Origin of the sequence: Herbaspirillum aquaticum (assembly GCF_002213425.1) — a bacterium.
GTDB classification, from domain to species: domain Bacteria; phylum Pseudomonadota; class Gammaproteobacteria; order Burkholderiales; family Burkholderiaceae_D; genus Herbaspirillum; species Herbaspirillum aquaticum.
Window position 1 is genome coordinate 27,185 of record NZ_NJGV01000029.1, and the last position, 23,188, is coordinate 50,372.

Consider the following 23,188-nt stretch of genomic DNA (forward strand, 5'->3'; position numbering starts at 1 on the left):
GATGAAAGCAATATTGGATTTCTTTATTTCATGAACGGACCCCAGGTCGGTTCCCTGATATCACCGGCCTGCGTCGTGAGACGCTGTTTGATTCGGCCATCGACGGAAACGACGGCCAGGGATCCGCGACGACCAGATTCCGTCGCGTACATGATGTATTTGCCATTGGGCGCAAAGCTGGGCGACTGGTCGCGGCTGCCGTCGGAGAGGCGAATCTCCTGGCCATTGGTCAGGTCCAGCGCATACAGCTGGAACAGACCGTCGCGACGCGAGATGAAGGCCAGCGTCTTGCCATCCGGCGAAATGCGCGGGCTGATGTTGTAGCTGCCATTGAAGGTGACGCGCTGGGGCGAGCCACCATCCAGGCCGACCTTGTACACCTGCGGACCGCCGCTGCGGTCGCTGGTGAAGTAGACGCTACCGCCATCGGGCGAAAACTGCGGTTCGGTATCGATGCCGGCGCTGTTGGTCAGGCGGCGCAGGCCCGAACCGTCGGCATTGATCACGTACACCTGGGTCAGGCCATCGCGGGTCAGGGCCACGGCCAGGCGCGAGCCGTCCGGCGACCAGGCCGGGGCCGAGTTGCTGCCCTTGAAGTTGGCCACGATGGAGCGCTGGCGGGTCACCAGGTTCTGGATGTAGACCACCGGCTTCTTCATCTCGAAGGAGACGTAGGCGACCTTGGTGCCGTCAGGCGACCAGGACGGCGAAATGATCGGCTCATTGGAGCGCAGTGCCACTTGCGTGCCTTCACCATCGGCATCAGCCACTTCCAGGCGGTATTCGCTGCCGGACTTGGTCACGTAGGAGATGCGGGTGGAGAAGATGCCGGGAATGCCGGTCAGCTTCTGGTAGATGTCGTCGGCGATCTTGTGCGCGGTCAGGCGCAGCAGTTGCGGCTGGGCGCCGATGGACAGGGCCGAGAGCTGGGTCGATTGCACCGTGTCGAAGAGGCGATAACGCACGTCGAAACGGCCATCGGCCAGGCGCGTGACGCTGCCCACGGCCAGTGCATTGGCACCGCGCTTCTGCCAGTCGGCATAGTTGATGGCCGAGGAGTCCGAGAGTGCATCGCCATTGTCGATGAGCTTGAAGATGCCGCTGCGGGCCAGGTCGGCCTTGACCACCGAGGTGATCTGCTGCGGCGCGGCTTCTTCGCCGGGGAAGGCGGTGATGGCCACCGGGATCTGGGAAGCACCCACGCCGGTGATCTCGAAGCGGATCTGCGCCTGCGAGGCCGGGGCGAAGGACAGGCCGGCCACGGCCACCATGGCAGTGGCCATGCGGGTCAGGGACAGGGTCAGGTAACGGGCTTTAATCATCGTTTACTGATCTTTCGGATAATGGGTGAATGTGAAGCTGGACGGTACCTTGCCATCCGCGTCGGCCGGGAAGGGCTGGGACTTCATGATGGCAGTGCGCACGGCTTCGTCGAAGCCCGGGACGCCTGAAGGCTTGTTCACACGCACGCTGCGTACGGTCCCGTCCGGGAACAATTCGACAGTGTACTCCCCGGCAGGGTTTCCGCTGACGCCGCTATTGTCGAAGACCGTATTGCTGCGGATCTTGGCGCGCAACTTGTTGGCGTAGTTCGGGCTGCCCTTCGGACCTTGCGACTTCTCCGCCGTGCCGGTGCCGCCGGTGGCACTGGTCGCCTGGCCCATCATGCGCTTCAAGTCTTCCTGGCGACGTGCTTCAGCAGCCTTGGCGTCGGCCGCGGCTTGCTGCTGCTTCTTCTTGTCGGCAGCCTGCTTTTCGGCGTCGGCCTTCTTCTTGGCCTCTTCTTCCTTCTGCTTTTCTTCCTTCAGCTTCTTCTGCTTTTCGGCTTCCAGCTTTTCCTTCTTCTCGCGTTCCGCCTTGTCCTTCTCGGCCTGTTCCTTCTTCTCGCGCTCGGCCTTTTCCTTTTCGGCCTTGAGCTTGTCAGCCTTTTCCTGTTTCTCCTGCTCTTCCTTGCGCTTCTTTTCCTTCTCTTTTTGCAGGGCGATATCGGGCTTGTCGAGCTTGGGCTCGTCGATCACCTTGGGGGCGACGGGCTTGGGCTCGATCACGGGCTGCGGCTTGGGCGGCTCGACCACCGGATCCGGTTCGGGCTGCGGCTGGGGCGGCGTGGGCAGGGGCGCGGCTTCCTTGTACTGCGGATCCCAGATCTCGGCTTCCACGGTCAGCGGTGTTTCGCTCTGCCAGCGGATGCCGATCCAGAAGAACAGGAACAAGGCCACGTGCATCACCAGCGCCAGCGTGATGGCGCGCCAGCGGCCGGGTGGCTTGGGGATGGTGTAGTGTGCGTTATCGCTCATATCACTCGGCTGTGCGCTTACTTGGTGGCCAGGCCGACCCGCGCGATTCCTTGTTTCTTGGCTTCCGAGATGACTTGCACCACGTCGTCGTACTTGATTTCCTTGTCGGCCGAAATCATCACGGCCAGGTCCGGATTGTCCTCATGCAGCTTGCGCAGGCGTTCCGACAGGTCGGTCTTGCCGGTCACGGTCTCGGCCTTCTTGCCGCCGCTCTTGGGGCCGTTGATGCGGATGGTGGCCTGGGCGTTGGGCTTCAAGGCGATCTCGATGTAATCCGACGGCGGCTGCGTGGACTTGCCCGCCGTAGGCAGGTTGATCACGCTGGGATTGGTGATGGGGGTGGCCACCATGAAGATGATGAGCAGCACCAGCATCACATCGATGTAGGGCACGACGTTGATCTCGGACTTGAACTTGCGGGGACGGCCCCCGCGCATCGATGAGCCAGCCATTAGCGTGCCTGACGTTGCAAGATGTTGGAGAACTCTTCGATGAAGCTCTCGAAGCGGATCGCCAGACGGTCGATGTCGTGCGAATAGCGGTTGTAGGCCACCACCGCCGGAATGGCCGCGAACAGGCCGATGGCCGTGGCGATCAGGGCTTCGGCAATGCCGGGCGCGACGGCCGCCAGGGTGGCCTGCTGCACGTTGGCCAGGCCGCGGAAGGCGTTCATGATGCCCCAGACGGTGCCGAACAGGCCCACATACGGGGAGACCGACCCGACCGAGGCCAGGAAGGCCAGGTGCGATTCCAGCGCATCCATCTCGCGCTGGTAGGCCGCGCGCATGGCACGGCGGGCACCGTCCAGCAGCAGGCCGGGATCGACTGCGCCGCCGCGGGCGGCAACCGATGCCTTGGCCTTGGTGAATTCGCCCATGCCGGCCTGGAAGATGCGCTCCAGCGCGCCACCGGCGTCGGCCTTGCGGCGGTTGGACAAGGCATCCTGATACAGCGCCGAGAGGTTGCCGCCAGACCAGAAGACGCGTTCGAATTCCTCGGTCTGCACGCGCGCCGAGCGAATGGTGAACATCTTGCGGAAGATGTAGGTCCAGCTGATGATCGATGCCGACAGCAGCAGCAGCATCACCAGTTGCACCAGGACGGACGCGTTTGCGATCAGTGAAATGAAGGACAGGTCTTGTGTGACGTTCATGGGAAAGTGTGGCGGCTTGGAGGCGGCGTTTGGATGATGAAGCTAGGTTAAGGATCTGTTGTAGTGTTCAATCGTTCATGTGTTGATGAAACGATACGAAACAAAAGACGGTAAATACGCAGAGAAGTTTTCCATGGTGCAGATTGTCCCAGCCGGCGGGAGTTTGTCGCCCTGCGGCGACACGCCCAGCACCATAAAGGCCCGGATGAGCTTTTTCGTTGACATCATGTGGTCGTTTTGATGCAGGTCATCAATTCGTCAGGAATCGGACGCGGCCGGAAAGTGGCCTGGTCCACGCAGACTACGGTAATGCTGCCTCGTGCCAGCAGCCTGGGTTGCACATCATCGGCATGGGCGCCATCCAAGCCGTCCCCCGACGGCAGGCGCCAGGCCTCCTGGATGAATTGCATGGAGGCATTTCGACATTTTTCGACCACGACGGTCATGCGGAGTTCATCGTCCAGGCGGGCTGGCGAGAGATAGTCGACACTGGTGTTCTTGACCACGAAGATGGCGCCGGTGGTCTCGGCCAGGTGCTGTTGCTGGAAACCGAAGGAGCGCAGCCATTCCGTGCGGGCGCGCTCGAAGAACTTCAGGTAGTTGGCGTAGAAGACTACGCCTCCGGTGTCAGTATCTTCATAATAGACCCGGATATTCCAGTCGAATGGACTACTGGCGGCACTCATATGCTTCTTGTTATTGGGAAATCTGCTGTGGCAGTGAAGAAGGAATCAAGAAAAACGAATCAAGGAAAACACGTCGGCGATTCACGATGATGCCGTCAGGCAAGCGGACTGGGAGGGGCCGGCCGCTGCCAGAAGAACTTGTCCATCAGGCAATGATCTGGCGAGGATGGCGTTCTTGCGGTGCCAGGGCACCTTCGGCAAAAACGCCATTCTACTCCATCCCTTACTGTTTGCGCTTGATGTTGAAGGGGCTGAAGCCCTGGCAGGTCGGCATCAGTTCCATGTAATTGATGTTCACATGGGCGGGCATGGTGGCGACCCAGAAGGCGGCTTCGGCGATGTCTTCGGCCGTCAGCGGGGTGGTTCCTTCATACACCTTCGCTGCCGCCCCATCGTCACCCTTGAAGCGCACGTTGGAGAACTCGGTGCCGCCGCACAGGCCGGGGGCCAGGTTGGTGGCGCGCACGCCGGTACCGACCAGGTCAGCGCGCAGGTTCAGGGTGAACTGGTCGACGAAGGCCTTGGTGGCACCGTAGACGTTGCCGCCCGGGTAGGGGTAGGCACCGGCCACCGAGCCCAGGTTGATGATGGTGCCGCTGCCGCGCTTGACCATCTCCGGCAGCAGGGCGTGGGTGATGGTGACCAGGCCCTTGACGTTGGTGTCGATCATGGTTTCCCAGTCCGACAGCGCCACTTCGTGGGCCGGGCCCAGGCCCAGGGCCAGGCCGGCGTTGTTGATCAGCACGTCGACCTGCTTCCATTCGCCCGAGAGGCTCTCCAGGCCGGCGTTGATCGATTCCTTGCTGGTCACGTCCAGCACCAGGGGCAGCACCTTGTCGGCACCCAGTTCCTTGACCAGGTCATCCAGGCGCTCCTTGCGGCGACCGGCCGCGATCACCTTGTGACCGTTGCCGGCAAATTTGCGCGCCATGGCGGCGCCGAAGCCTGCGGTTGCTCCTGTAATCAACACGACCATCTCTTGATTCTCCTGTTGTGTGGCAGTTGGACCGGCGCCGGCGCAGAGCTTGTGTAAAGCTTCATGCCAGCAGTCCGGAGATAAAACGAAATTGTAGCCGAAAGCCGCTTTTTACGAGGATGGGGGCGCTTTTGCACGCGGTTTTCTCGCTTTTTCGTTCATATTCGCGTGGTGCGATGCTGTTGCGCGGCCACCATGGTTCTTGCCCAAATCGCCCCGTTTCACTACAATGCGTTCACCATTTCGTCTCACGTGACTGGCGAAAAGCCGCTTAAAACCGGCCAAGATGGGGATCCATCGGGAAGCGTGAGATTTCAACAGCCGTGCGCCTGGGCAGCCGAATGGACAGTACGACTGAGGCTGCCCGCAATCCCATTCCATTTTTCAGGCCCTCATTCGATTTCGGAAGTCGAGCCCCCGGCATGTCCGCATGCTGCCGGTGACGCGATCTTCGGCCCAGCTCATCAATTTGGAGAAAAACCATGTTTGACAAGAACCAGACTCTCGCGGAAGTCGATCCCGACCTGTGGTCTGCCATCCAGAAGGAAAACACCCGCCAGCAGGATCACATCGAGCTGATCGCGTCCGAAAACTACACCTCGCCGGCCGTGATGGAAGCGCAAGGTTCGCAGCTGACCAACAAGTACGCCGAAGGCTATCCGGGCAAGCGCTACTACGGCGGCTGTGAATTCGTGGACGTGGCCGAGCAGCTGGCCATCGACCGCCTGAAGGCCCTGTTCGGCGCCGAAGCCGCCAACGTGCAACCGAACTCCGGTTCCCAGGCCAACCAGGGCGTGTTCTTCGCCATGTTGAAACCGGGCGACACCATCATGGGCATGTCGCTGGCAGAAGGCGGCCACCTGACCCACGGCATGGCACTGAACATGTCGGGCAAGTGGTTCAACGTGGTTTCCTACGGCCTGAACGACAAGGAAGAAATCGACTACGACGCCATGGAACGCCTGGCCCGTGAGAAGAAGCCCAAGCTGATCATCGCTGGCGCCTCGGCTTACTCGCTGCGCATCGATTTCGAGCGCTTCGCCAAGATCGCCAAGGAAGTCGGCGCCTACTTCATGGTGGACATGGCCCACTACGCCGGCCTGATCGCGGCCGGCGTGTACCCGAACCCGGTGCCCTTCGCCGACTTCGTCACCTCGACCACCCACAAGTCCCTGCGCGGTCCGCGCGGTGGCGTGATCCTGATGAAGGCCGAGCACGAGAAGGCCATCAACTCGGCCATCTTCCCCGGCATCCAGGGCGGCCCGCTGATGCACGTCATCGCTGCCAAGGCCGTGGCCTTCAAGGAAGCGGCGTCGCCGGAATTCAAGGCGTACCAGCAGCAAGTGGTGAAGAACGCCGACGTGCTGGCCAAGACCCTGATCAAGCGCGGCCTGCGCATCGTCTCCGGCGGCACCGAGTCGCACGTGATGCTGGTGGACCTGCGTCCCAAGGGCCTGACCGGCAAGGAAGCCGAAGCCATCCTGGGTTCGGCCCATATGACCTGCAACAAGAACGGCATCCCCAACGATCCGGAAAAGCCATTCGTGACCTCCGGCATCCGCCTGGGCAGCCCGGCCATGACGACCCGTGGTTTCAAGGAAGCCGAAGCCGAGAAGGTCGGCAACCTGATCGCCGACGTGCTGGACAACCCGCACGATGCAGCCACCATCGAGCGCGTCAAGGCCGAAGTGAAGAAGCTGACTGAAGCCTTCCCGGTCTACGGCTGATCCAGGTTGGAAGGGCTGGCCCGTTTCGGGCCGGTGTGAAGTTTCCTGCAAAAACCAGGAAATTTCCGAAGTGCAGGAAGATGTTGCTGACGGCGCCCGTTCCCGCGGGCGCCGTCGCTTATTGGACCCTGGTGTTTGCACTACCATACGATGGTGCCGGCGATGTCCGGATGCAACACTGGCGAGCCTGCTACAGCATGCATGCAGCGTGCCAGCGAAGTCCCGGGGGCCAGGCCCTCATTGTTCAGTTCAACCAGATCACAGCCACCATGAAGTGCCCATTCTGCAATCACGAAGACACCCCGGTGCTGGATACGCGCCTGTCCGAAGACGGCCATTCCATCCGCCGCCGCCGCCGCTGCGGCAATTGCGACAAGCGCTTCACCACCTACGAACGCATCGAGCTGACCATGCCGGTGATCGTCAAGAAGAATGGCAGCCGCACCGATTTCGATCCGGCCAAGCTGCGCGGCAGCCTGATGCTGGCCTTGCGCAAGCGCCCGGTCTCAGCCGAGGCGGTCGACATGGCCATCCAGAGCATCCAGGACAAGCTGCTGCAAAGCGGCGAGCGTGAGGTGATGTCGGCGCAGGTCGGGGAGCTGGTCATGCGCGAATTGAAGCGGCTGGACAAGATCGCCTATATCCGCTTTGCCTCGGTCTACAAGAGCTTCGAGGACGTGACCGAATTCCAGGATGTGATCGATGAAGTGGGGCTGGAGCGCAAGGGCGCGAAAAAGCGCGAGAGCTGAGTGCGGCGCAGAGGGCCTGTCTGTTGGGTCCCTATGTCCCGGTGTCGCCAGCGAACGGGCATAAAAAAACGGCTGCGAATGCAGCCGTTTTTCTTCAATCCAAGTCCCGCCTGTGCCGCTGTGCCGGCATCCTGAACCTGACGGTTCAAGTTGGCTGCGGTAGTTCAATTTCGGGTTCATCGGACTAGCGACGCTCACGCCCATCGAACGATCCCACAGCCTATGCTCGTAAATGGTTCAAGGAATATATGGCAATCGCGAACACGGCAGGAGTACGAAGTCTAACCCATTCATGTTCGTCCTCCAAGACCTTCCTCAAAAATAAATCCGCGATTTTGTAACCGGATTTCCTGGCCCGCATCGTAGCGGGAGTGCAAAACAAAATGGCTGCGCAAGGCAGCCGTTTCATCGACGTCAGGGCACAGGATCTGCGCTGTCAGCAAGATCCTGACAGGGTGCTCAGAACAACTTCTCCTGCGGTGCCAGTGCCTGGTCCACCACTTCGGTGATGGCGGCAATCTGCTGCTGCCACTGGGCAATGGTCAGGCCGGCGAAGGGGCCTTCAGCGCGTTGCATGCTCAGCAACTCGGCGGCGATGCCAAGTCCCGCCATCACGGCGATGCGATCAGTGCCCTTGATGCGGCCGGCGTCGCGGATGGCACGCATCTTCTGGTCGAGGTAGGCGACTGCATGATGCAGCGCGGCCTGTTCGCCTTCCTGGCAGGCCAGGGTATAGGACTGGCCCATGATCATGGCGTTGATCTGGATGGTGCTCATGCAGCCTCCTCATCGGCCGCAGCCGCTTCTTCCACTTCGGCTACCGGCAGTTGCGCCAGGACAGCGGCCACGCGGTCGTAGGCCTGGTCCACGCGGGAGAGCAGGGTGGTGTTGTCTTCGGAGAGCAGTTTGACTTTCCGGCGCAGCTCGGCATTTTCTTCGCGCAGGCCTTGTGCCAGCTTGGCGAGCTGAGTGACTTTTTCAGCCAGTTGCAGGAATTCGGAACTCATGTGTTGATTTGTTCGCAGGAATGGGATGACGCCAGCGGGCGCCAGCGTGTGTCAGAGATGTTCAGGATCACGGCATCTCAATCGCACAATTATAAGCGCATTGCCGCGCCACCTGAACAAGAACGGCCGCACGGAGCGGCCGGATGGGTTTGGTCAGCGCCGGCCGGGTTTGGTTCCCGGCGCAGGGCGCCGCATTGCGGTTACTTGTCGCTGCGCCGCGTGGCCTGTCCGTGCATGCGCATATAGCCTTGTTGCAGCACGAAGTTGTCGAAGGCCGTCAGCAGGGGATGGTATTTCTCGCTGTTGCGTTCCAGTTGCATGAGCGCGTAGCCGGTCGCCTCCAGGGTGGCCAGTTGCTCGGGCTTGTGCGATTTGCGGATGGTGTAGCGGGACGTCGGCGTGTCGATCAGCATCATGCGCGGCAGGGTCTGCAGGATCGGGTTTTCGAACAGCATCTTGCGGCTCTTGCGCCAGGTGCCATCGATGATCACCAGGCGGATACGCTTGAGTACTTCCTGCTTGTCCACCATCATGGTGCGCGCATCGAAATAACGCGTCTCGGGGGTACAGACGTCATCCGTGTACAGCAGGACCGGGTGCACCGTCTCGCCGGGGGGCACGTTGCGCAGGCGGGACGGCGCGTGCAGCATCGCCTGCAATTCCTCCGGATCGAAGGCGGAGCCGACCGCCAGCTTGCTGTAGGGCAGGCTCAGGTGCAGCAGCCGAACGCTGTTCTTGGCGTTGTTCACTTCGAGCGGGTGCTGCAGGATCAGCACATCGACAGCGTGATCGATGGGGGAGGTCCAGTGGCAGATGCATGCCGTCAGCGCCCTCTGGCAGATCGGGCAGAGCAGCCTGCGGGCCAATTGTTGATCGTGGTTGGAAACCAAAATGTTCAGCCTTCTGTAGTTAGCGATGGTCACCTTGCAGAACGGGAAGGCGGCTGCAATCCGGCGTGCGCCGCGCCACCCCTTCGTGATCCCGTTCATCGTGGGCCGTAGATTGGACTCAGTGCTGCTGTCAGTCAATCGACATAAAGCGAAGAAATTCTCGATTATTGCGGAAATGTGGTTGGCATTTTGCTGATTTGGGTTTGCAGCCCTTGCACTGGCCCGCCGCGTGAGAGATGCTGGAAAGCTTTGCTGGTGGCCGCTGCTGCCCAGATGGGCAGGTCATACCTTCAGGAAATCTTCCCGTCCGCCCAGCCAGCGTGCCAGATGGCGGTCGACAATGTCGGGGGCGTGTTGCAGCAAGGCCTGGGCGGTATCGCGGGCCTTTTCCACCAGCCACTGGTCCGTCGCCAGGTCGGCGAAACGCAGCATCGCCTCGCCCGACTGCCTGGCCCCCAGGAATTCCCCGGGTCCGCGGATATCCAGGTCGCGCCGGGCGATCTCGAAGCCGTCGGTAGTTTCGCGCATGGTTGCCAGCCGCTGCTTGGCGGTGCCGCCCAGCGGTCCCTGGTACAGCAGCAGGCACACGCTGGCCGCCGAGCCCCGACCTACACGTCCGCGTAGCTGGTGCAGCTGCGACAGGCCAAAACGCTCGGCATGCTCGATCACCATCAGCGAGGCGTTGGGCACGTCCACACCGACTTCGATGACGGTCGTCGCCACCAGCAGGTGGATGGCACCCCGGCTGAAACCCTCCATGACGATCTGTTTTTCCACCGGTTTCATGCGGCCGTGTACCAGGCCGATCTGCAGGTCCGGCAGGGCCGCCGAGAGGGCGGCATGGGTGTCGGTCGCAGTCTGCAATTGCAAAGCCTCGGATTCCTCGATCAGCGGGCAGACCCAATAAATCTGCTTGCCTTCCAGTGCCGCCGCATGCACGCGTTCGATGACTTCATCGCGGCGGTTCTGGTCGATCACGCGGGTGACGATGGGGGAGCGCCCTGGCGGCAGTTCATCGATTACCGAGACTTCCAGATCGGCGTAATAGGTCATCGCCAGCGTGCGCGGAATGGGAGTGGCCGACATCATCAGCTGGTGCGGCACGGCAGCCGCCTCGCGATCGGCCGGATTGAAGCTCTTGTTGCGCAAGGCCAGGCGCTGGCCCACGCCGAAGCGATGTTGCTCATCGACGATCACCAGGCCCAGGTTCTCGAATTGCACCGTGTCCTGGATCAGCGCATGCGTGCCGATGACCAGGCGTGCCGCGCCGGATTCGATGTGGGCCAGGGCCTCGGTCTTTTCCTTTTTCTTCTGGCTGCCCGAGAGCCAGGCTACGCCCACGTTGAGCGGCTCCATCCAGGCCGCGATCTTGCGGAAATGCTGTTCGGCCAGGATTTCGGTCGGTGCCATCAGCACCGCCTGGCAGCCGCTGTCGATGGCCTGGGCGGCGGCCAGCGCGGCCACCACCGTCTTGCCGCTGCCGACATCGCCCTGCAGCAGGCGCTGCATGGGGAAGGACTGGCGCAGGTCAGCGCGGATTTCTTCGAGTACGCGCTGCTGGGCAGCGGTCAGCTGGAAGGGGAGGACCTTGGTCAGTTCCTCGGTCACGCGTCCCGTCACGGGCAAAGCGCGCGAGGTCTTGGCCCGGCGCGCGGCCTGGGCGCGCTTGAGCGAGAGCTGCTGGGCCAGCAATTCATCGAACTTCATGCGGATCCAGGCAGGATGTGAACGTTCGATCAGGGCATGTTCATCCACGTCCGGCGGCGGATTGTGCAGCAGCCGCACCGACGGTTCGAAGCCGGCCAGGTTCAGGGTCTCCAGCATGGACGGCGGCAGCGTATCGCTCCAGTCCAGCCGGCTCATGGCGTTGGCGATGGCCTTGCGCAGATAGGCCTGCGAGAGGCCTTCGCCAGCCGGGTAGACGGGCGTGAGGACATCGGGCAGCGGTGCGCCCTGGTTGACCACCTTGTAAGAGGGATGGACCATCTCGGCGCCGAAGAAACCATGCCGCAATTCCCCGCGCACCCGCACCCGGGTGCCTTCGGCCAGCTGCTTGGTCTGGCTGCCGTAGAAGTTGATGAAGCGCATGGTCAACTGCCCGCTGTCGTCCCCCACCGTCACGATCAATTGCCGGCGCGGGCGGAACTGCACGTCGCAGGCGGTGACCACGCCTTCTACCTGCACCGTCTGCAGGCCCCGCAGGGAGGCCTCGGCGATGCTCATGAGGGTGGTTTCGTCCTCGTAGCGCAGCGGCAGGTGCAGCACCAGGTCCATGTCGTTGTGCAGGCCCAGCTTGGCCAGCTTGTTTTCGGGCTTGGCGGCGGCCTTGGAAGCGGGAGCGGCCTTTTTCTTCGAGGCCGGCGGGCTGTTTTTCTTCGCGGTAGCGGGCATGCGGTCGGCGTTGGTTGGACGGAGGGCCATAATGGTTAGCCGCACGCGCATATGGGAAAAACGCGCAGACAGCGTAAAATAGCGGGTTACGCTATTTTACTGTGAATATTTACAGTATCAATCCCGCCGGCAACAGTTCTTGCCCGGGAACGCCCGGCGCCAGTCCGTCTGCCGCCGCCGCGCGCATCGCCTCCATCATTATTTTGCAAGCTTGTACTCGCGCATGTACTCATTATCCGACTTCGATTTCGAGCTCCCCCCCGAGCTGATCGCCCAGACCCCGCTGGCCGAGCGCAGCGCCTCGCGCCTGCTGCAGGTGCAAGGTGCGCAACTGACCGACCGCCGCTTCTCCGACATCGTCGATCTGCTGCAACCCGGCGACCTGCTGGTCTTCAACGATACCCGCGTCATCAAGGCGCGCCTGTTCGGTGTGAAGGAAACCGGCGGCAAGATCGAGGCCCTGGTCGAGCGCATCCTCGATGCGCGCACCGTCCACGCCCAGGTACGGGCTTCCAAGTCGCCGCCACCGGGTACCCGGATCCGCCTGGCCGATGCCTTCGATGTGACCGTAGGTGAACGTTTCGGCGAATTCTTTACCCTGCATTTCCCGGCCGATGCCTTTGAGTTGCTGGAGCAATACGGCAGCTTGCCGCTGCCGCCCTACATCGACCACGAGGCCGATGCCTATGACGAGACGCGCTACCAGACCGTCTACGCCAAGGAACCCGGCGCCGTGGCCGCACCGACTGCCGGCCTGCACTTCGATGAAGCCCTGCTGCAGCAATTGACCGCACGCGGCGTCAAGCAGGCCTTCGTGACCCTGCACGTGGGTGCCGGCACCTTCCAGCCGGTGCGGGTGGAAGACCTGTCGCAGCACAAGATGCACAGCGAGTGGTACACCATCTCTCCCGAGACGGTAGAGGCCGTGCGTGCCACCAAGGCGGCAGGGCGCCGTGTCATTGCAGTCGGCACCACCAGCATGCGCGCCCTGGAATCCGGTTCGCAGAGCGGTGAGCTCAAGGCCGGCAGTGATGACACCCAGCTCTTCATCACGCCCGGCTACACCTTCAAGACCGTCGACCAGCTGGTGACCAACTTCCACCTGCCCAAGTCGACCCTGCTGATGCTGGTGTCAGCCTTCGCCGGCTATGAACACATCCGCGCGGCCTATGCGCACGCCATTGCACACAAATACCGTTTCTTCAGCTATGGCGATGCCATGCTGCTGACCCGTACCTGAGAAACCCGGAAAGAAAACAGAGAGCACCATGCTGGAATTCACCCTGCTGAAAACCGACGGAAAGGCCCGCCGCGGCCGCGTCAAACTGAACCACGGCACCGTCGAGACCCCCATCTTCATGCCGGTGGGCACCTATGGTTCGGTCAAGGCCATGTCGCCGCTGGAACTGAAGGAAATCAACGCCCAGATCATCCTCGGCAATACCTTTCACCTGTGGCTGCGTCCGGGGCTGGAGGTGGTCAGCAAATTCGGTGGCCTGCACAAGTTCATCGGCTGGGACAAGCCCATCCTGACCGACTCCGGCGGCTTCCAGGTGTTTTCCTTGGGCGAGATGCGCAAGATCACGGAAGAGGGCGTGCACTTTGCTTCACCCATCAACGGTGACCGCCTGTTCCTCTCGCCAGAGATATCCATGCAGATCCAGCGCGTGCTCAATTCGGACATCGTCATGCAGTTCGACGAATGCACGCCCTACGAGATCGATGGCCGTCCCGCCACCCGTGAAGAGGCCGGCAAGTCCATGCGCATGTCGCTGCGCTGGGCCAAGCGATCCAAGGATGAATTCGATCGCGGCGAGAACCCGAATGCGCTCTTCGGCATCGTCCAGGGCGGCATGTTCGAAGGCCTGCGCGATGAATCGCTGGCCGGCCTGGAAGAACTGGGCTTCGATGGTTTCGCCATCGGTGGCCTGTCGGTGGGCGAGCCCAAGGAAGACATGATGCGCGTGCTGGAACATGTTGGCCCGCGCCTGCCGGCCGACAAGCCGCACTACCTGATGGGCGTGGGCACGCCGGAAGACCTGGTGGAAGGCGTCTCCAACGGTGTGGACATGTTCGATTGCGTCATGCCGACCCGCAATGCCCGCAACGGCTGGATCTTCACGCGCTACGGCGACGTCAAGATCAAGAACGCCAAGTACAAGAACGACGACCGTCCCTTCGACGAGAGCTGTGACTGCTACGCCTGCAAGAACTTCTCGCGCGCCTACCTGCACCACCTGCATCGCGCCGGTGAAATCCTGGGTGCCCGCATGAACACCGTGCACAACCTGCACTACTACCTGCAACTGATGCAGGAGATGCGCGACGCCATCGACGCTGGCACCTTCCAGGCGTTCGTCAAGAAATTCAAGGAAGACCGCGCCCGCGGCGTGGACTGATAACCACGGGCCGGCGCTGTTGCATCAGCCCGGCTGCGCCTGCTGCGCGCCTGGCGCCAGGCGCAGCAGGGCCTCCCACAATTGCCCCGGCGCCACCGGCTTGTGCAGCATGGGAATGCCGCTTTCGCTGGCCTCGCGCAACCTGGCCGGTGCCGTATCGCCGGTGATGAGCAGCGCACCGACATGGCGCTGGCTGGCTTGCCGCACTGCTGCGATGGCCTCGGTGCCATTGCGGTGTGCGCGCAGGCGGTAGTCGCTGATGACCACGTCGAATTCCTGTGTGCCCGCCAGGGTTTGGGCCTCGTCCAGTCCTTCCACCGCGACGCACTGGCAACCCCATTGGGTCAGTAGCTGCGCCATGCTGTCGCGTACCCGCTGGTCGTCCTCGATCAACAGGATGCGCAATCCATGCAGGTCGCGCTGTGCCTTGTGCAACGCTACGGGGGCGGGCGCAGGCACCTTCTGCGGCATGACCGCTGCGGGCAGCAGCAGCTTGAAGACGCTCCCGCGTCCGGGCAGCGACTGTACCGTGAGCTGCAAGCCCTGCATCTTTGCCAATCCCTCGGCAATGGCCAGTCCCAGTCCCATGCCCTTGTTGTGATCGCGTTCCGGATTGCCCAGCTGGTGGAACTCGCGGAAGATTTCCTGCTGCTGCTCCGGCGCGATCCCGATGCCGGTATCCCACACCTCCAGCCACACCTGGCTGCCACGATGGCGGCAGGCCATCAAGATACCGCCCTGTTCGGTATAGCGAATCGCATTGGACACCAGATTGCGCAGGATCAGCTCGGTCAGCCCGGCGTCGGCACTGGCGACGGCCTGGCTCTCGCGGGTGCGAAAGACCAGACCCTTGGCTTCAGCCTGCGCGGCCATCTCGCGGCTGATGCGATGAAGCAGTGCCTGCACGCGGAAGGGGGCGACCTGGGGAGTCACCACGCCGGCTTCGATGCGGGAGTAGTCCAGCAGTGTATGCAGCATGTCGGCGCAATTGTCGGCGGCACTGCGCAGGCGGCCGACCACCTCGCGCTGCATCGGATCGAGCGGGGTATTGGACAGCACCTCAAGGAACAGACCCTGGGCATGGATGGGTTGCCGCAGGTCGTGGCTGGCACCGGCCAGGAAACGCGACTTGGCGGCATTGGCCTGTTCGGCCTGCTGCAGGGCTTGCTGGGTTTTTTCGGATTCGCGCTGCAGGCGCTCAATGAGCGCATTGTTCTCGAAGCGCAGCATGATGGCCGCACGCGCCGCGCGTGCGCTGTTGCGCGCCTGGACCAGCAGCGAAGCCACATAGAGCAGGGCGGCCACCGCCAGCACTTGCAGCGCGTTTTCGTGGGTATGCCAGGCACTGGTCGCCAGCATGCCCAACTCCACCAGGCAGAAGGAAACGAAGGCCGGCATCACCGGCGAGAGGATGGACATGGAATTGCCCGCCACCCCCGCCAGCACCCCGATGAGCAGGATGCTGCCGCCGGGGCTGGCGGTGTCCAGCGCCAGCGGGGCCAGGAGCCCCCAGGCGGCGCCGTCGATGCCATGCAGTACCACCAGGCGGCGCGTGACTTGGCCGATGTTGGCCGGGGTGATCTCCATGTCCAGCATGCGCCGGGCATCGGCGTAGTCGAACAGCTTGGAGGCAATCACCACGCCGGCCCAGCCCAGCAGCGGCCATAGTCCTGCGCTGGCGCGCAGGGCGTAGGCCACCAGCAGCGCCACCAGGATGCCCGGCAAGACCGAGCTGCCCAGGTTGCCGCACAACAGGCGAACCTGTTCGACCCGCACGCGATGCAGCGTGTCTTCAGCCACAGCGTGGACCGGTGCACCCTGCAGGGCCGTACCGTCTTTCATGCGCTAGCTCACCAGCCCGCGCCGGCGTGCGGCGAAGGCGGCTTCGGCCCGGTTGTCCACATCCAGGGCCAGCAGGATGGCCTGGACATGCCCGCGGATGGTGTTTTCGGACAGGTTCAGGCGGCGCCCGATGGCCTTGTTGGTCAAGCCCTGGCTGAGCAAGCCCAGTACCTCGTATTGGCGCGGCGTGAACTGGGGTTTGCCGGTATCGTCGGACTCTACCGCGGGTGCCGCCATCGCATGCCCTCTACCGGCCACTTCCAGCAGCACCTTCAGGATGTGCTCGGCGGTGGCGGCTTTGGAGACGAAGGCCGCCGCCCCGCGCCGGGTCGCTTCGCGTACGGTCTCGTCGGTATCGTCGGCCGAGAGGATGATGACCGGCACCTGCGGCCACTTGCGTGCCAGCACCGACATGCCGTCGATACCATTGAGTCCGCCCAGCTGGATGTCCAGCAGCACCATGCCGGGGGGCTGGCCGTCGTCCAGGCGCATGGCGTCCTCCAGCGAGGCGGCCTCGGCGATGCTGGTGTGTGGCAAAGCCGCCTGCAGTACCAGCCGCAGGCCGCAACGAAAGAGTGCGTGATCGTCAATGATCAGCAGGCGTGAAGTCGGCATGTTGGGAACCCCTCCCGAAGCCGCATCCGCACAATCGTCGGCGGCTCCCGGAAACTGTTTTTGTTGTGCCGCGATTCTACGCTGTTGTGGGGCAATGACGCACGTTGTGATGAGGTAGCAGGTGCTGCTGCGGCTTCAGGCGCCTTCTTCGAGGCAGAGGGTGAAGCGGCTGCCCGCGCCGGGCCGGCTTTGCACGGTGATGGTGCCGCCCATCAGGTGGGCCAGCTTCTGGCTCAGGTACAGGCCCTGGCCCATGCCCTCATGCTTGCGCGAGGGCTTGGCATCGAGCTGGGTGAAGGCACGAAAGAGCTTTTGCTGGTCCTGCTCGCTGATGCCGCAGCCGGTATCGATCACATCAATCCAGCTGGTGAGGCTTTCGCCCTGGTGCTGCTGGCGCAGCTTGACCTGCACCTGGCCTTGCTCGGTGAACTTGACGGCATTGCTCACCAGGTTCAGCAGGATTTGCGCCAGGGCGCGGCGGTTGGCGTGGATCCGCACTTCGCCGGCATACGGCGCCAGGCTCAGCTGCAAGCCCTTCTTGGTGGCCGCCGGGCGCATTGCCGCCACCGCCTCCTCGATCAGTTCGGAACAGAGCAGGGCCTCGGGGATCAGGTCTTCCTCCTCGGCTTCCATGCGGGAGACGTCCAGCAGGCTGGTGATGAGTCCCAGCAAGTGCTGGGCGCTGTCGTGCACGGTCTGCAGCTGCTGCTCCTGCTCGGCCGTCAGCGGCCCGCCCATGCGCGTGAGCAGGATTTCGGTGAAGCCGAGGATGGCGTTCAAGGGCGTGCGCAGCTCGTGCGAGGTGTTGGCCAGGAAACGGTCGCGCGATTCCACGGCCTCCACCAAGGCGCGGTTTTTCTCGGCCAGGTCTTGCTCGATGCGCTTGCGGTCGCTGATGTCGCGCACTGCAATCATGAGGAAGGTTTCGCCTTCGATGACCAGCGGGCTCAGGCTGACGTCGACCGGGAATTCGCCGCCATCGCGTTTCAGGCCGCACAGTTCAGGGGTCGGGTTGCTGGCCGGAGCGGCCCGGCCGGACAAGTAGTTGGCCAGGTTCTGCGCATGCATGGCCAGGAAGCGCTGCGGAATCAGCACGTCGATGGCGCGCCCCGTCAGGTCGGCCACTTCCCAGCCGAAGAGCTCGCCCGCGCGGCGATTGACCAGCACCAAACGGTCCAGCGCATTGACCACGAGGATGCCGTCCGGCAGCGAATCGTAAAGCCCGTGCACACTGGCGGCGATCAGGCTGATGTCGCGCAGGACGGTGGCCTGGCTGATGTCGCGCTTGCAGGAGAGTACGTATTGCGGCTGGCCGCGGTCATCGCGCAGCAGCTTGTTGGATACCGAGAGGTGCAGCAGGGAGCCATCCTTGCGGCGGCGGATGGACTGGCATTCGGCCCGGCCCAGCGCCAGCGTATCAGCGAACACCCGCTCTTCCTCGGCGCGCCGCTCGGGCGGCACGATGAAGTCCGACAGATGCTGGCCCAGCACTTCCTGGCCGCTGTAGCCGAAGATCTGTTCGGCGCAGCGGTTCCAGTAGACGACCCCTCCCTGCATGTCCATCAGGACATAGGCATCGGGCGCCTCGCTGAGCAGCAGTCGTTCAAGCTGCTGCATTGCCGTCGCCGACCGCCTCTTGCAGGCGCAGCAGTTTGTCGTGAACCTGGGTCGGCAACCCTTGCCACAGGCTCCTGGCGCTCAGGTGCATGGTCTGGGTCCAGTCCTGCCAGTCTTCGCCGGCCACCTGATACAGCTCGGGGAAATCGTGCGGTGCCAGCTGCAGGTGCGGCAGCGCCCGGGCGATCTTGGGCAGGGCCGCCTCGGCGACCTGGGGCGTGCCGCAGCCCAGTTCGGCCATGGCGGCCGACAGGTACAGGGTCCAGATGATTTCCAGCGGGCGCGGCACCGGCCATTCCTGCGGCAGGGGCGGCGCTTCGTAGTGCAGCACGGCGTCGCAGAAGAGTTCCGGAATCTTCCAGTCCTGCATCAGGGCTGCTGCGATATTGAGGTGGTTGAAGCCGAACAGCGACTGCTCCATCGCCAGTTGACCAGAAGGCTCCAGCGGGCGCGTCAGCAGCGACGAGTAGCCGGCCGGATGGGCCGAGGCCAGGGTCAGCCTGCCGATGTTGGCCAGCAGACCCGTGGTGAACATTTCTCCCAGGGGAGCCACGCGCGTGTGGCTGCTGATGGCCTGGGCGCTGCAGGCCATGGCGAAGCTGTGCGCCCAGAAGGCCGGCAGCTTGAAGTTCGCGCAGGAGGCGGGGGCCGTGGTCTCTGCGAGCGACAGCGCCAGGGCAAGCTGGCGCACGGCCTGCAGGCCGACCAGCAGCATGCTGTCCATGCTGACCGAGGCAATCGGGCGCACGCGGTCGGCATTGAGTACGTTGACGATGCGGATGATGCGTCCGGACAGGGCCGGGTCGCCCTGGACCAGATGGATCAGTTCATGCATGTCGGGATCATCCTGCGCACACATGCGCATGATGGTCAGGCGCACCCCCCCCGGCGAAGGCAGGGCTTGCGCGCTCCTGAGCTTCTCGAACAGGGTGGGTTCAACAAAGGTGAGCATCATTTGCTGTCCTGGTTGCGGTTGTAGATGTCGACCACTTCCTCCCATCCGGCAAAGAAGGCCTCTACACAGCGCGGATCGAAGTGGCTGCCCGCATTGTCGCGCAGATAACGGGCGGCGTCTTCCAGGCTCCAGCCTTTTTTGTAGGGACGCGAGGAGGTCAGCGCGTCGAACACGTCGGCCACCGCCACGATGCGCCCGTAGAGCGGGATATCTTCGCCCTTGAGCGCATTGGGATAGCCGCTGCCATCCCATTTCTCATGGTGCGTCTCGGCGATCCGGGAGGCTGTCTGCAGCAGCGCTGACGGGCTGGCGCGCAGGATGTCGGCGCCGATCTGGGCGTGCAGGCGCATGACCTTCAGTTCTTCTTCGTCCAGCCGTCCGGGCTTGAGCAGGATGTGGTCGGGGATGCCCATCTTGCCGATGTCGTGCATGGGGGAGGCGGCCAGCAGCAGGTCCTGCTCCTCCTTGGGCAAGCCGAGATGGGCGGCGATGATGCGGGTGTAGTTGGACATGCGCACCAGGTGTTCGCCCGTTTCGGGGTCCCGGTAGCCGGCTGCGCGCGCCAGCAGGTCCACCGAATTGAGCGCCAGGCTGGTGCTCTGCTGCGCCTTCTGTTCCACCTCTTCGGACAGGTGCTCGATCTTCTGGCTCATGGCCAGCTGCGACTTGCGCATGGCCAGCATGTTCTTCACGCGTGCCAGCAGCTCCACCCTGTTCACCGGCTTGGAGAGGAAGTCATTGGCCGTCATCTGCAGCGCCTTGTGGCGTACTTGCAGCCCCATGTCAGCGGTGATCATGATGACCGGCGTCATTTCCTGTCCCGGCATGGCGCGAAAACGCGAGAGGAAGTCCAGGCCATCCATGCCCGGCATCATGTAGTCCAGCAGGATCAGGTCGGGATCGTGGCTACCGCACCAGTCCAGCGCTTCGAAGGCGTCCGGGCAGGTGCTGATGCTGGTATCCGGCAGTTGCGCCAGCATGTGCGTGAATAGCGACAGATTGGTCTTGTCGTCGTCGACGATCAGAATCTTCATGTGTTCCCCCGGCCCCTCTCTTGTATCTGTTCTCGCAAGGCAGCGAAGGCGCGCGCGCACTCTTCGGCCAGCGTACGGACTTGCGCCAGGTCCCCCTGGCGTGCCGCGATTTCCATTTGACGTCCGGTCTCGCCCAGCGACTGGATGCCCAGGTTCAGGCAACTGCCCGCCAGCCGGTGGCCCAGCGCCTGGATCTCGCCCAGCAGCGGATCAGCAGCCTGGCAATGCCGGGCCAGTTCGTCCATCACCGGCGTGGTGTGCTCGATGAACATGTCCAGCATTTCGCCAGCCAGTGCGGTGTCGTCGCCAAAGAGTTCCTGCAAGCGGCGCTCGTCGAGCACCACCGGCGCCGCGCCGGCATCGCCTTGCGCGGCTGGCGCGGCCGGCAGGTAGTGCTCCAGCATCGCTGCCAGTTGCGAGCGCAGCAAGGGCTTGGTCAGATAGTCGTCCATACCCGCCTCCAGGCATTGTTCGCGGTCGCCCGCCATGGCATTGGCGGTCATCGCGACGATGGGGGTATGGGCCAGCTCGCCCTGCAGGCGCCGGATACGGCGCGTGGTTTCGTAGCCATCCAGCACCGGCATCTGGCAATCCATCAGGATCAGCGCATAAGCGCGCTGCGCCAGCTTTTCGAGCGCCTCCGCACCGTTGGAGGCGATATCGACCGCGTAGCCCATGGCATTGAGCTGGTATACCGCCACCTTCTGGTTCATTACGTTGTCTTCCACCAGCAGGAGTTCGTGCTGCTCCTGCCGCCCTTGTTGCCCCTTTTGCGATGATTCCCTGATCAGGCGGCCGGAAGGCGCCTGTGCTGGCGCGGCTGCCTTCTCCGCCGGCACCAGATGGACCGCGCGCAGCAATTGCTGCTTGCGCAGCGGCAACTGCAGCGCTGCCGACGTTAATGTTCCGTCTATATTAAGGCCGTGTACGCCGTGGTCAAGCAGCACGCACGTGACTGCCGGTCTTTCAGCGTGCATGCGCGCCAGCACCGCCGCCGGTGGCACATCGCGGATCTCGCTGCTGACGATCAGGGTATCGATGCCGCTGGCCGTGGCCGCCGGGCCGGTCAAGGCCGCCAGGGCGTCGCTGGCGCTGCTGTAACGTACCGTCTCCAATCCTGCGGCGCGCAGGTATTCGTGCAGCATGGCAGCACTGGCATCATGCGTTTCGAGCAGGGCCACCTGTCGTTTTTTCGCTGCATGCGCGCGCACGGCGAACTGCGCAGGTTGCGCCACGGGAATGCCCAGTTCGAACCAGAAGCAGGAGCCGTTGCCCGGCGTACTCTCCACGCCGATCTGGCCGCCCATCAGTTCGACCAGGCGCTTGCAGATCGACAGCCCCAGGCCGGTGCCACCGTACTGGCGCGTGACCGAATTGTCGGCCTGTGAAAACGGTGAGAAGAGCCGGCGCAACGTATCGTCATCCATGCCGATACCACTGTCGCGCACCTCGAAATGCACCCGGCAGTGGTCCCCCGAGACATGTAGCGCCTGGACCCGCAGCAGCACTTCACCCACGTGGGTGAACTTGAGCGCATTGCCCAGCAGGTTCAGGAGCACCTGGCGGATGCGTCCGGGGTCTCCCAGCAGCCGCAGCGGCAGGCGCGGATCCACATGGGCCAGCAAGCGCACGCGCTTCTCGCGGGCCTTGAAGGAGAGCGCTTCGGTGCTGGCCTCCACCACTTCCAGCAGATCGAACTCGACCACGGCGATATCCATCTTGCCGACATCGATCTTGGAAAAATCCAGCACGTCATTGACGATGCCCAGCAAGGCATGGGCCGAATCCTCGATCGCCTTGGCGAACTCGGCCTGCTGCGTATCCAGGCGAGTGCTGCGCAACAGGCCTGCCATGCCCAGCACCGCATTCATGGGGGTGCGGATTTCATGGCTCATGGTCGAGAGAAAGGCGCCGCGCGTGAGCATGGCCTGGTCGGCCGCTTCCTTGGCCAGCACCAGGTTGCGCGCGGCGCGCTGGTTGTCGCGCAGCAGGCGCAGCAGGATCAGTGCGCGCACCAGCCACAACGCCAGCAGACCCAGGATCAGCCAGGCCGGCAGGTCGGTCTGCCACAGCGCGGCTACCGCCAGAACGGCAAAGCCGGCCTCGGCCAGCGCCAGCAGCAGGCGACCGTCGCGCGGCCGCTGCCGTGCCTGGCTGGGGGTGTGCCCTGGTGTCACGAGTTTGTCTCCATGGTTCCCGGTTCCGGTGAATGTTGCACGCCGACGCAAGAAGGCGCAGGCGTTTTGATTGGAATCAATTATAACGAATCGATAATTTAATTGCTAAAACTGTTTTATTTGTTTCAGCAGATTGAGTGCGCCTGTGGTCAAAAAGCGGCAGAATGTTGAGCTTGCATTCCAAACAACATCTAGTTTTTTGCACCAAGAAACCAAGGCGGCCGGGGATTTTTGTTCAGCCTGATGCGATCAATATTGTTATTTTTTCTGTGTAAATTAATTTTATTGATTTATTCGATTAATTTATTTAGAGTGACAGTTCACAAAAAACATGCAGTGGCTAACCTCCAAGGAGCCTGCAAGATGAATTCCCCTCTCTCAACGGGTTACACGCGGCTGAGCCGCCCTGTTTTGCTGCGCTGGATCGCTGCCATGATCTTGCTGACGCTCGGCTGCTGGACCTGGCCGCACCTGCATGCGGCGACCACGGCCAAGCTGGCGATCTCGGTGCTGGTGGCCACGCGCTGCAATGTGGTGGTCAGCGTCATCAATGGTGTCGCTGCCGTGTCCAATACCTGTGGCGCGGTGCCCTCCGGCAGTCCCGACGGGCGTGCATTGCTGCTGGTGAACCAGCAGGAGCGTTCGGTGCTGGTGGTCTACTGAAGCGGGTGGC

21 protein-coding genes, 1 other RNA gene and 1 riboswitch are annotated in these 23,188 nt (G+C 62.9%); of the genes, 5 read left to right on the forward strand and 17 right to left on the reverse strand.

Annotation, left to right across the window (positions count from 1 at the left end; all coding sequences use genetic code 11):
- Positions 1–23 precede the first annotated feature (23 nt).
- The 6 genes from tolB to CEJ45_RS22740 all read right to left on the reverse strand — a co-directional run bounded on the left by tolB (position 24) and on the right by CEJ45_RS22740 (position 5,112).
- Positions 24–1,322: a Tol-Pal system beta propeller repeat protein TolB gene (gene tolB / locus CEJ45_RS22715; protein ID WP_088757310.1), complete on the reverse strand. Its 1,299-nt coding sequence runs from the start codon at positions 1,320–1,322 to the stop codon at positions 24–26.
- A 3-nt stretch (positions 1,323–1,325) separates the two neighbouring features.
- Entirely contained in the window at positions 1,326–2,297 is a 972-nt protein-coding gene (gene tolA / locus CEJ45_RS22720; protein ID WP_088757311.1) for a cell envelope integrity protein TolA, read from the reverse strand.
- Between the two features lie 17 nt (positions 2,298–2,314).
- Positions 2,315–2,749: a biopolymer transporter ExbD gene (locus tag CEJ45_RS22725; RefSeq protein ID WP_039788988.1), complete on the reverse strand. Its 435-nt coding sequence runs from the start codon at positions 2,747–2,749 to the stop codon at positions 2,315–2,317.
- Positions 2,749–3,450, reverse strand: coding sequence for a protein TolQ (gene tolQ / locus CEJ45_RS22730; RefSeq protein WP_088757312.1), 702 nt, complete (start codon positions 3,448–3,450; stop codon positions 2,749–2,751). The genes CEJ45_RS22725 and tolQ overlap by 1 nt, the downstream gene beginning before the upstream one ends.
- A gap of 224 nt (positions 3,451–3,674) precedes the next feature.
- On the reverse strand, positions 3,675–4,136 hold the full coding sequence (gene ybgC / locus CEJ45_RS22735; RefSeq protein ID WP_088757313.1) for a tol-pal system-associated acyl-CoA thioesterase: 462 nt from the start codon (positions 4,134–4,136) through the stop codon (positions 3,675–3,677).
- A gap of 223 nt (positions 4,137–4,359) precedes the next feature.
- Positions 4,360–5,112, reverse strand: coding sequence for an SDR family oxidoreductase (locus CEJ45_RS22740; RefSeq protein WP_088757314.1), 753 nt, complete (start codon positions 5,110–5,112; stop codon positions 4,360–4,362).
- A 242-nt stretch (positions 5,113–5,354) separates the two neighbouring features.
- Positions 5,355–5,454: riboswitch (ZMP/ZTP riboswitch) on the forward strand.
- 140 nt (positions 5,455–5,594) lie between these two features.
- On the opposite strand from CEJ45_RS22740, the gene glyA reads away from it, so the two are divergent.
- Positions 5,595–6,839: a serine hydroxymethyltransferase gene (gene glyA / locus CEJ45_RS22745; RefSeq protein ID WP_088757315.1), complete on the forward strand. Its 1,245-nt coding sequence runs from the start codon at positions 5,595–5,597 to the stop codon at positions 6,837–6,839.
- Between the two features lie 269 nt (positions 6,840–7,108).
- Positions 7,109–7,588 (forward strand): transcriptional regulator NrdR, encoded by a 480-nt coding sequence (gene nrdR, locus CEJ45_RS22750; RefSeq protein WP_088757316.1) that lies wholly within the window; start codon positions 7,109–7,111, stop codon positions 7,586–7,588.
- Positions 7,589–7,687: 99 nt separating this feature from the next.
- Here the strand turns inward: nrdR and ssrS are convergent.
- The 5 genes from ssrS to recG all read right to left on the reverse strand — a co-directional run bounded on the left by ssrS (position 7,688) and on the right by recG (position 11,876).
- Positions 7,688–7,864, reverse strand: a non-coding RNA gene (ssrS, locus tag CEJ45_RS22755) — 6S RNA.
- 183 nt (positions 7,865–8,047) lie between these two features.
- Complete coding sequence (locus CEJ45_RS22760) at positions 8,048–8,365, reverse strand: cell division protein ZapA (protein WP_034330349.1); 318 nt, start codon at positions 8,363–8,365, stop codon at positions 8,048–8,050.
- On the reverse strand, positions 8,362–8,595 hold the full coding sequence (locus CEJ45_RS22765) for a DUF904 domain-containing protein (protein ID WP_088757317.1): 234 nt from the start codon (positions 8,593–8,595) through the stop codon (positions 8,362–8,364). Before CEJ45_RS22765 ends, CEJ45_RS22760 begins: the two co-directional genes overlap by 4 nt.
- A 200-nt stretch (positions 8,596–8,795) precedes the next feature.
- Positions 8,796–9,485, reverse strand: a complete 690-nt coding sequence (locus CEJ45_RS22770) for a tRNA-uridine aminocarboxypropyltransferase (protein ID WP_088757318.1) — start codon at positions 9,483–9,485, stop codon at positions 8,796–8,798.
- Positions 9,486–9,767: 282 nt separating this feature from the next.
- Positions 9,768–11,876: an ATP-dependent DNA helicase RecG gene (recG, locus tag CEJ45_RS22775; RefSeq protein ID WP_088757355.1), complete on the reverse strand. Its 2,109-nt coding sequence runs from the start codon at positions 11,874–11,876 to the stop codon at positions 9,768–9,770.
- 223 nt (positions 11,877–12,099) lie between these two features.
- Between recG and queA the strand changes: the two genes are divergently transcribed.
- Positions 12,100–13,116, forward strand: a complete 1,017-nt coding sequence (gene queA / locus CEJ45_RS22780; protein ID WP_088757319.1) for a tRNA preQ1(34) S-adenosylmethionine ribosyltransferase-isomerase QueA — start codon at positions 12,100–12,102, stop codon at positions 13,114–13,116.
- Between the two features lie 28 nt (positions 13,117–13,144).
- Positions 13,145–14,275 carry a tRNA guanosine(34) transglycosylase Tgt gene (gene tgt, locus CEJ45_RS22785; RefSeq protein WP_088757320.1) on the forward strand — a complete coding sequence of 377 codons (1,131 nt, stop codon included), beginning with the start codon at positions 13,145–13,147 and terminating at the stop codon, positions 14,273–14,275.
- A 24-nt stretch (positions 14,276–14,299) separates the two neighbouring features.
- Here the strand turns inward: tgt and CEJ45_RS22790 are convergent, their stop codons facing one another.
- The 6 genes from CEJ45_RS22790 to CEJ45_RS22815 all read right to left on the reverse strand — a co-directional run bounded on the left by CEJ45_RS22790 (position 14,300) and on the right by CEJ45_RS22815 (position 22,515).
- Positions 14,300–16,117 carry an ATP-binding response regulator gene (locus CEJ45_RS22790; RefSeq protein WP_088757321.1) on the reverse strand — a complete coding sequence of 606 codons (1,818 nt, stop codon included), beginning with the start codon at positions 16,115–16,117 and terminating at the stop codon, positions 14,300–14,302.
- 3 nt (positions 16,118–16,120) lie between these two features.
- Positions 16,121–16,732: a response regulator transcription factor gene (locus CEJ45_RS22795; protein WP_088757322.1), complete on the reverse strand. Its 612-nt coding sequence runs from the start codon at positions 16,730–16,732 to the stop codon at positions 16,121–16,123.
- A gap of 135 nt (positions 16,733–16,867) precedes the next feature.
- Positions 16,868–18,349, reverse strand: coding sequence for a PAS domain-containing sensor histidine kinase (locus tag CEJ45_RS22800; protein ID WP_088757323.1), 1,482 nt, complete (start codon positions 18,347–18,349; stop codon positions 16,868–16,870).
- Complete coding sequence (locus CEJ45_RS22805) at positions 18,336–19,304, reverse strand: HDOD domain-containing protein (protein ID WP_088757324.1); 969 nt, start codon at positions 19,302–19,304, stop codon at positions 18,336–18,338. The genes CEJ45_RS22800 and CEJ45_RS22805 overlap by 14 nt, the downstream gene beginning before the upstream one ends.
- Positions 19,301–20,338: an HD domain-containing phosphohydrolase gene (locus CEJ45_RS22810; RefSeq protein WP_088757325.1), complete on the reverse strand. Its 1,038-nt coding sequence runs from the start codon at positions 20,336–20,338 to the stop codon at positions 19,301–19,303. The genes CEJ45_RS22805 and CEJ45_RS22810 overlap by 4 nt, the downstream gene beginning before the upstream one ends.
- The gene (locus tag CEJ45_RS22815; RefSeq protein WP_088757326.1) at positions 20,335–22,515 is read right to left on the reverse strand and encodes an ATP-binding protein; all 2,181 of its coding nucleotides are present in this window, start codon (positions 22,513–22,515) and stop codon (positions 20,335–20,337) included. Before CEJ45_RS22815 ends, CEJ45_RS22810 begins: the two co-directional genes overlap by 4 nt.
- A gap of 363 nt (positions 22,516–22,878) precedes the next feature.
- Here CEJ45_RS22815 and CEJ45_RS22820 point away from each other — a divergent pair, with 363 nt between their 5' ends.
- A complete protein-coding gene (locus CEJ45_RS22820) occupies positions 22,879–23,178 on the forward strand; it encodes a hypothetical protein (RefSeq protein ID WP_088757327.1) in 300 nt (99 codons plus the stop codon).
- Positions 23,179–23,188: the final 10 nt, after the last annotated feature.

Excerpts from the sequence above, each read along its gene's own strand:
- tolB (WP_088757310.1), bottom strand. The coding sequence starts at position 1,322 with ATGATTAAAGCCCGTTACCTGACCCTGTCCCTGACCCGCATGGCCACT.
- tolA (WP_088757311.1), bottom strand. The coding sequence starts at position 2,297 with ATGAGCGATAACGCACACTACACCATCCCCAAGCCACCCGGCCGCTGG.
- CEJ45_RS22725 (WP_039788988.1), bottom strand. The coding sequence starts at position 2,749 with ATGGCTGGCTCATCGATGCGCGGGGGCCGTCCCCGCAAGTTCAAGTCC.
- tolQ (WP_088757312.1), bottom strand. The coding sequence starts at position 3,450 with ATGAACGTCACACAAGACCTGTCCTTCATTTCACTGATCGCAAACGCG.
- ybgC (WP_088757313.1), bottom strand. The coding sequence starts at position 4,136 with ATGAGTGCCGCCAGTAGTCCATTCGACTGGAATATCCGGGTCTATTAT.
- CEJ45_RS22740 (WP_088757314.1), bottom strand. The coding sequence starts at position 5,112 with ATGGTCGTGTTGATTACAGGAGCAACCGCAGGCTTCGGCGCCGCCATG.
- glyA (WP_088757315.1), top strand. The coding sequence starts at position 5,595 with ATGTTTGACAAGAACCAGACTCTCGCGGAAGTCGATCCCGACCTGTGG.
- nrdR (WP_088757316.1), top strand. The coding sequence starts at position 7,109 with ATGAAGTGCCCATTCTGCAATCACGAAGACACCCCGGTGCTGGATACG.
- CEJ45_RS22760 (WP_034330349.1), bottom strand. The coding sequence starts at position 8,365 with ATGAGCACCATCCAGATCAACGCCATGATCATGGGCCAGTCCTATACC.
- CEJ45_RS22765 (WP_088757317.1), bottom strand. The coding sequence starts at position 8,595 with ATGAGTTCCGAATTCCTGCAACTGGCTGAAAAAGTCACTCAGCTCGCC.
- recG (WP_088757355.1), bottom strand. The coding sequence starts at position 11,876 with ATGCCCGCTACCGCGAAGAAAAACAGCCCGCCGGCCTCGAAGAAAAAG.
- queA (WP_088757319.1), top strand. The coding sequence starts at position 12,100 with ATGTACTCATTATCCGACTTCGATTTCGAGCTCCCCCCCGAGCTGATC.
- tgt (WP_088757320.1), top strand. The coding sequence starts at position 13,145 with ATGCTGGAATTCACCCTGCTGAAAACCGACGGAAAGGCCCGCCGCGGC.
- CEJ45_RS22790 (WP_088757321.1), bottom strand. The coding sequence starts at position 16,117 with ATGAAAGACGGTACGGCCCTGCAGGGTGCACCGGTCCACGCTGTGGCT.
- CEJ45_RS22795 (WP_088757322.1), bottom strand. The coding sequence starts at position 16,732 with ATGCCGACTTCACGCCTGCTGATCATTGACGATCACGCACTCTTTCGT.
- CEJ45_RS22800 (WP_088757323.1), bottom strand. The coding sequence starts at position 18,349 with ATGCAGCAGCTTGAACGACTGCTGCTCAGCGAGGCGCCCGATGCCTAT.
- CEJ45_RS22805 (WP_088757324.1), bottom strand. The coding sequence starts at position 19,304 with ATGATGCTCACCTTTGTTGAACCCACCCTGTTCGAGAAGCTCAGGAGC.
- CEJ45_RS22810 (WP_088757325.1), bottom strand. The coding sequence starts at position 20,338 with ATGAAGATTCTGATCGTCGACGACGACAAGACCAATCTGTCGCTATTC.
- CEJ45_RS22820 (WP_088757327.1), top strand. The coding sequence starts at position 22,879 with ATGAATTCCCCTCTCTCAACGGGTTACACGCGGCTGAGCCGCCCTGTT.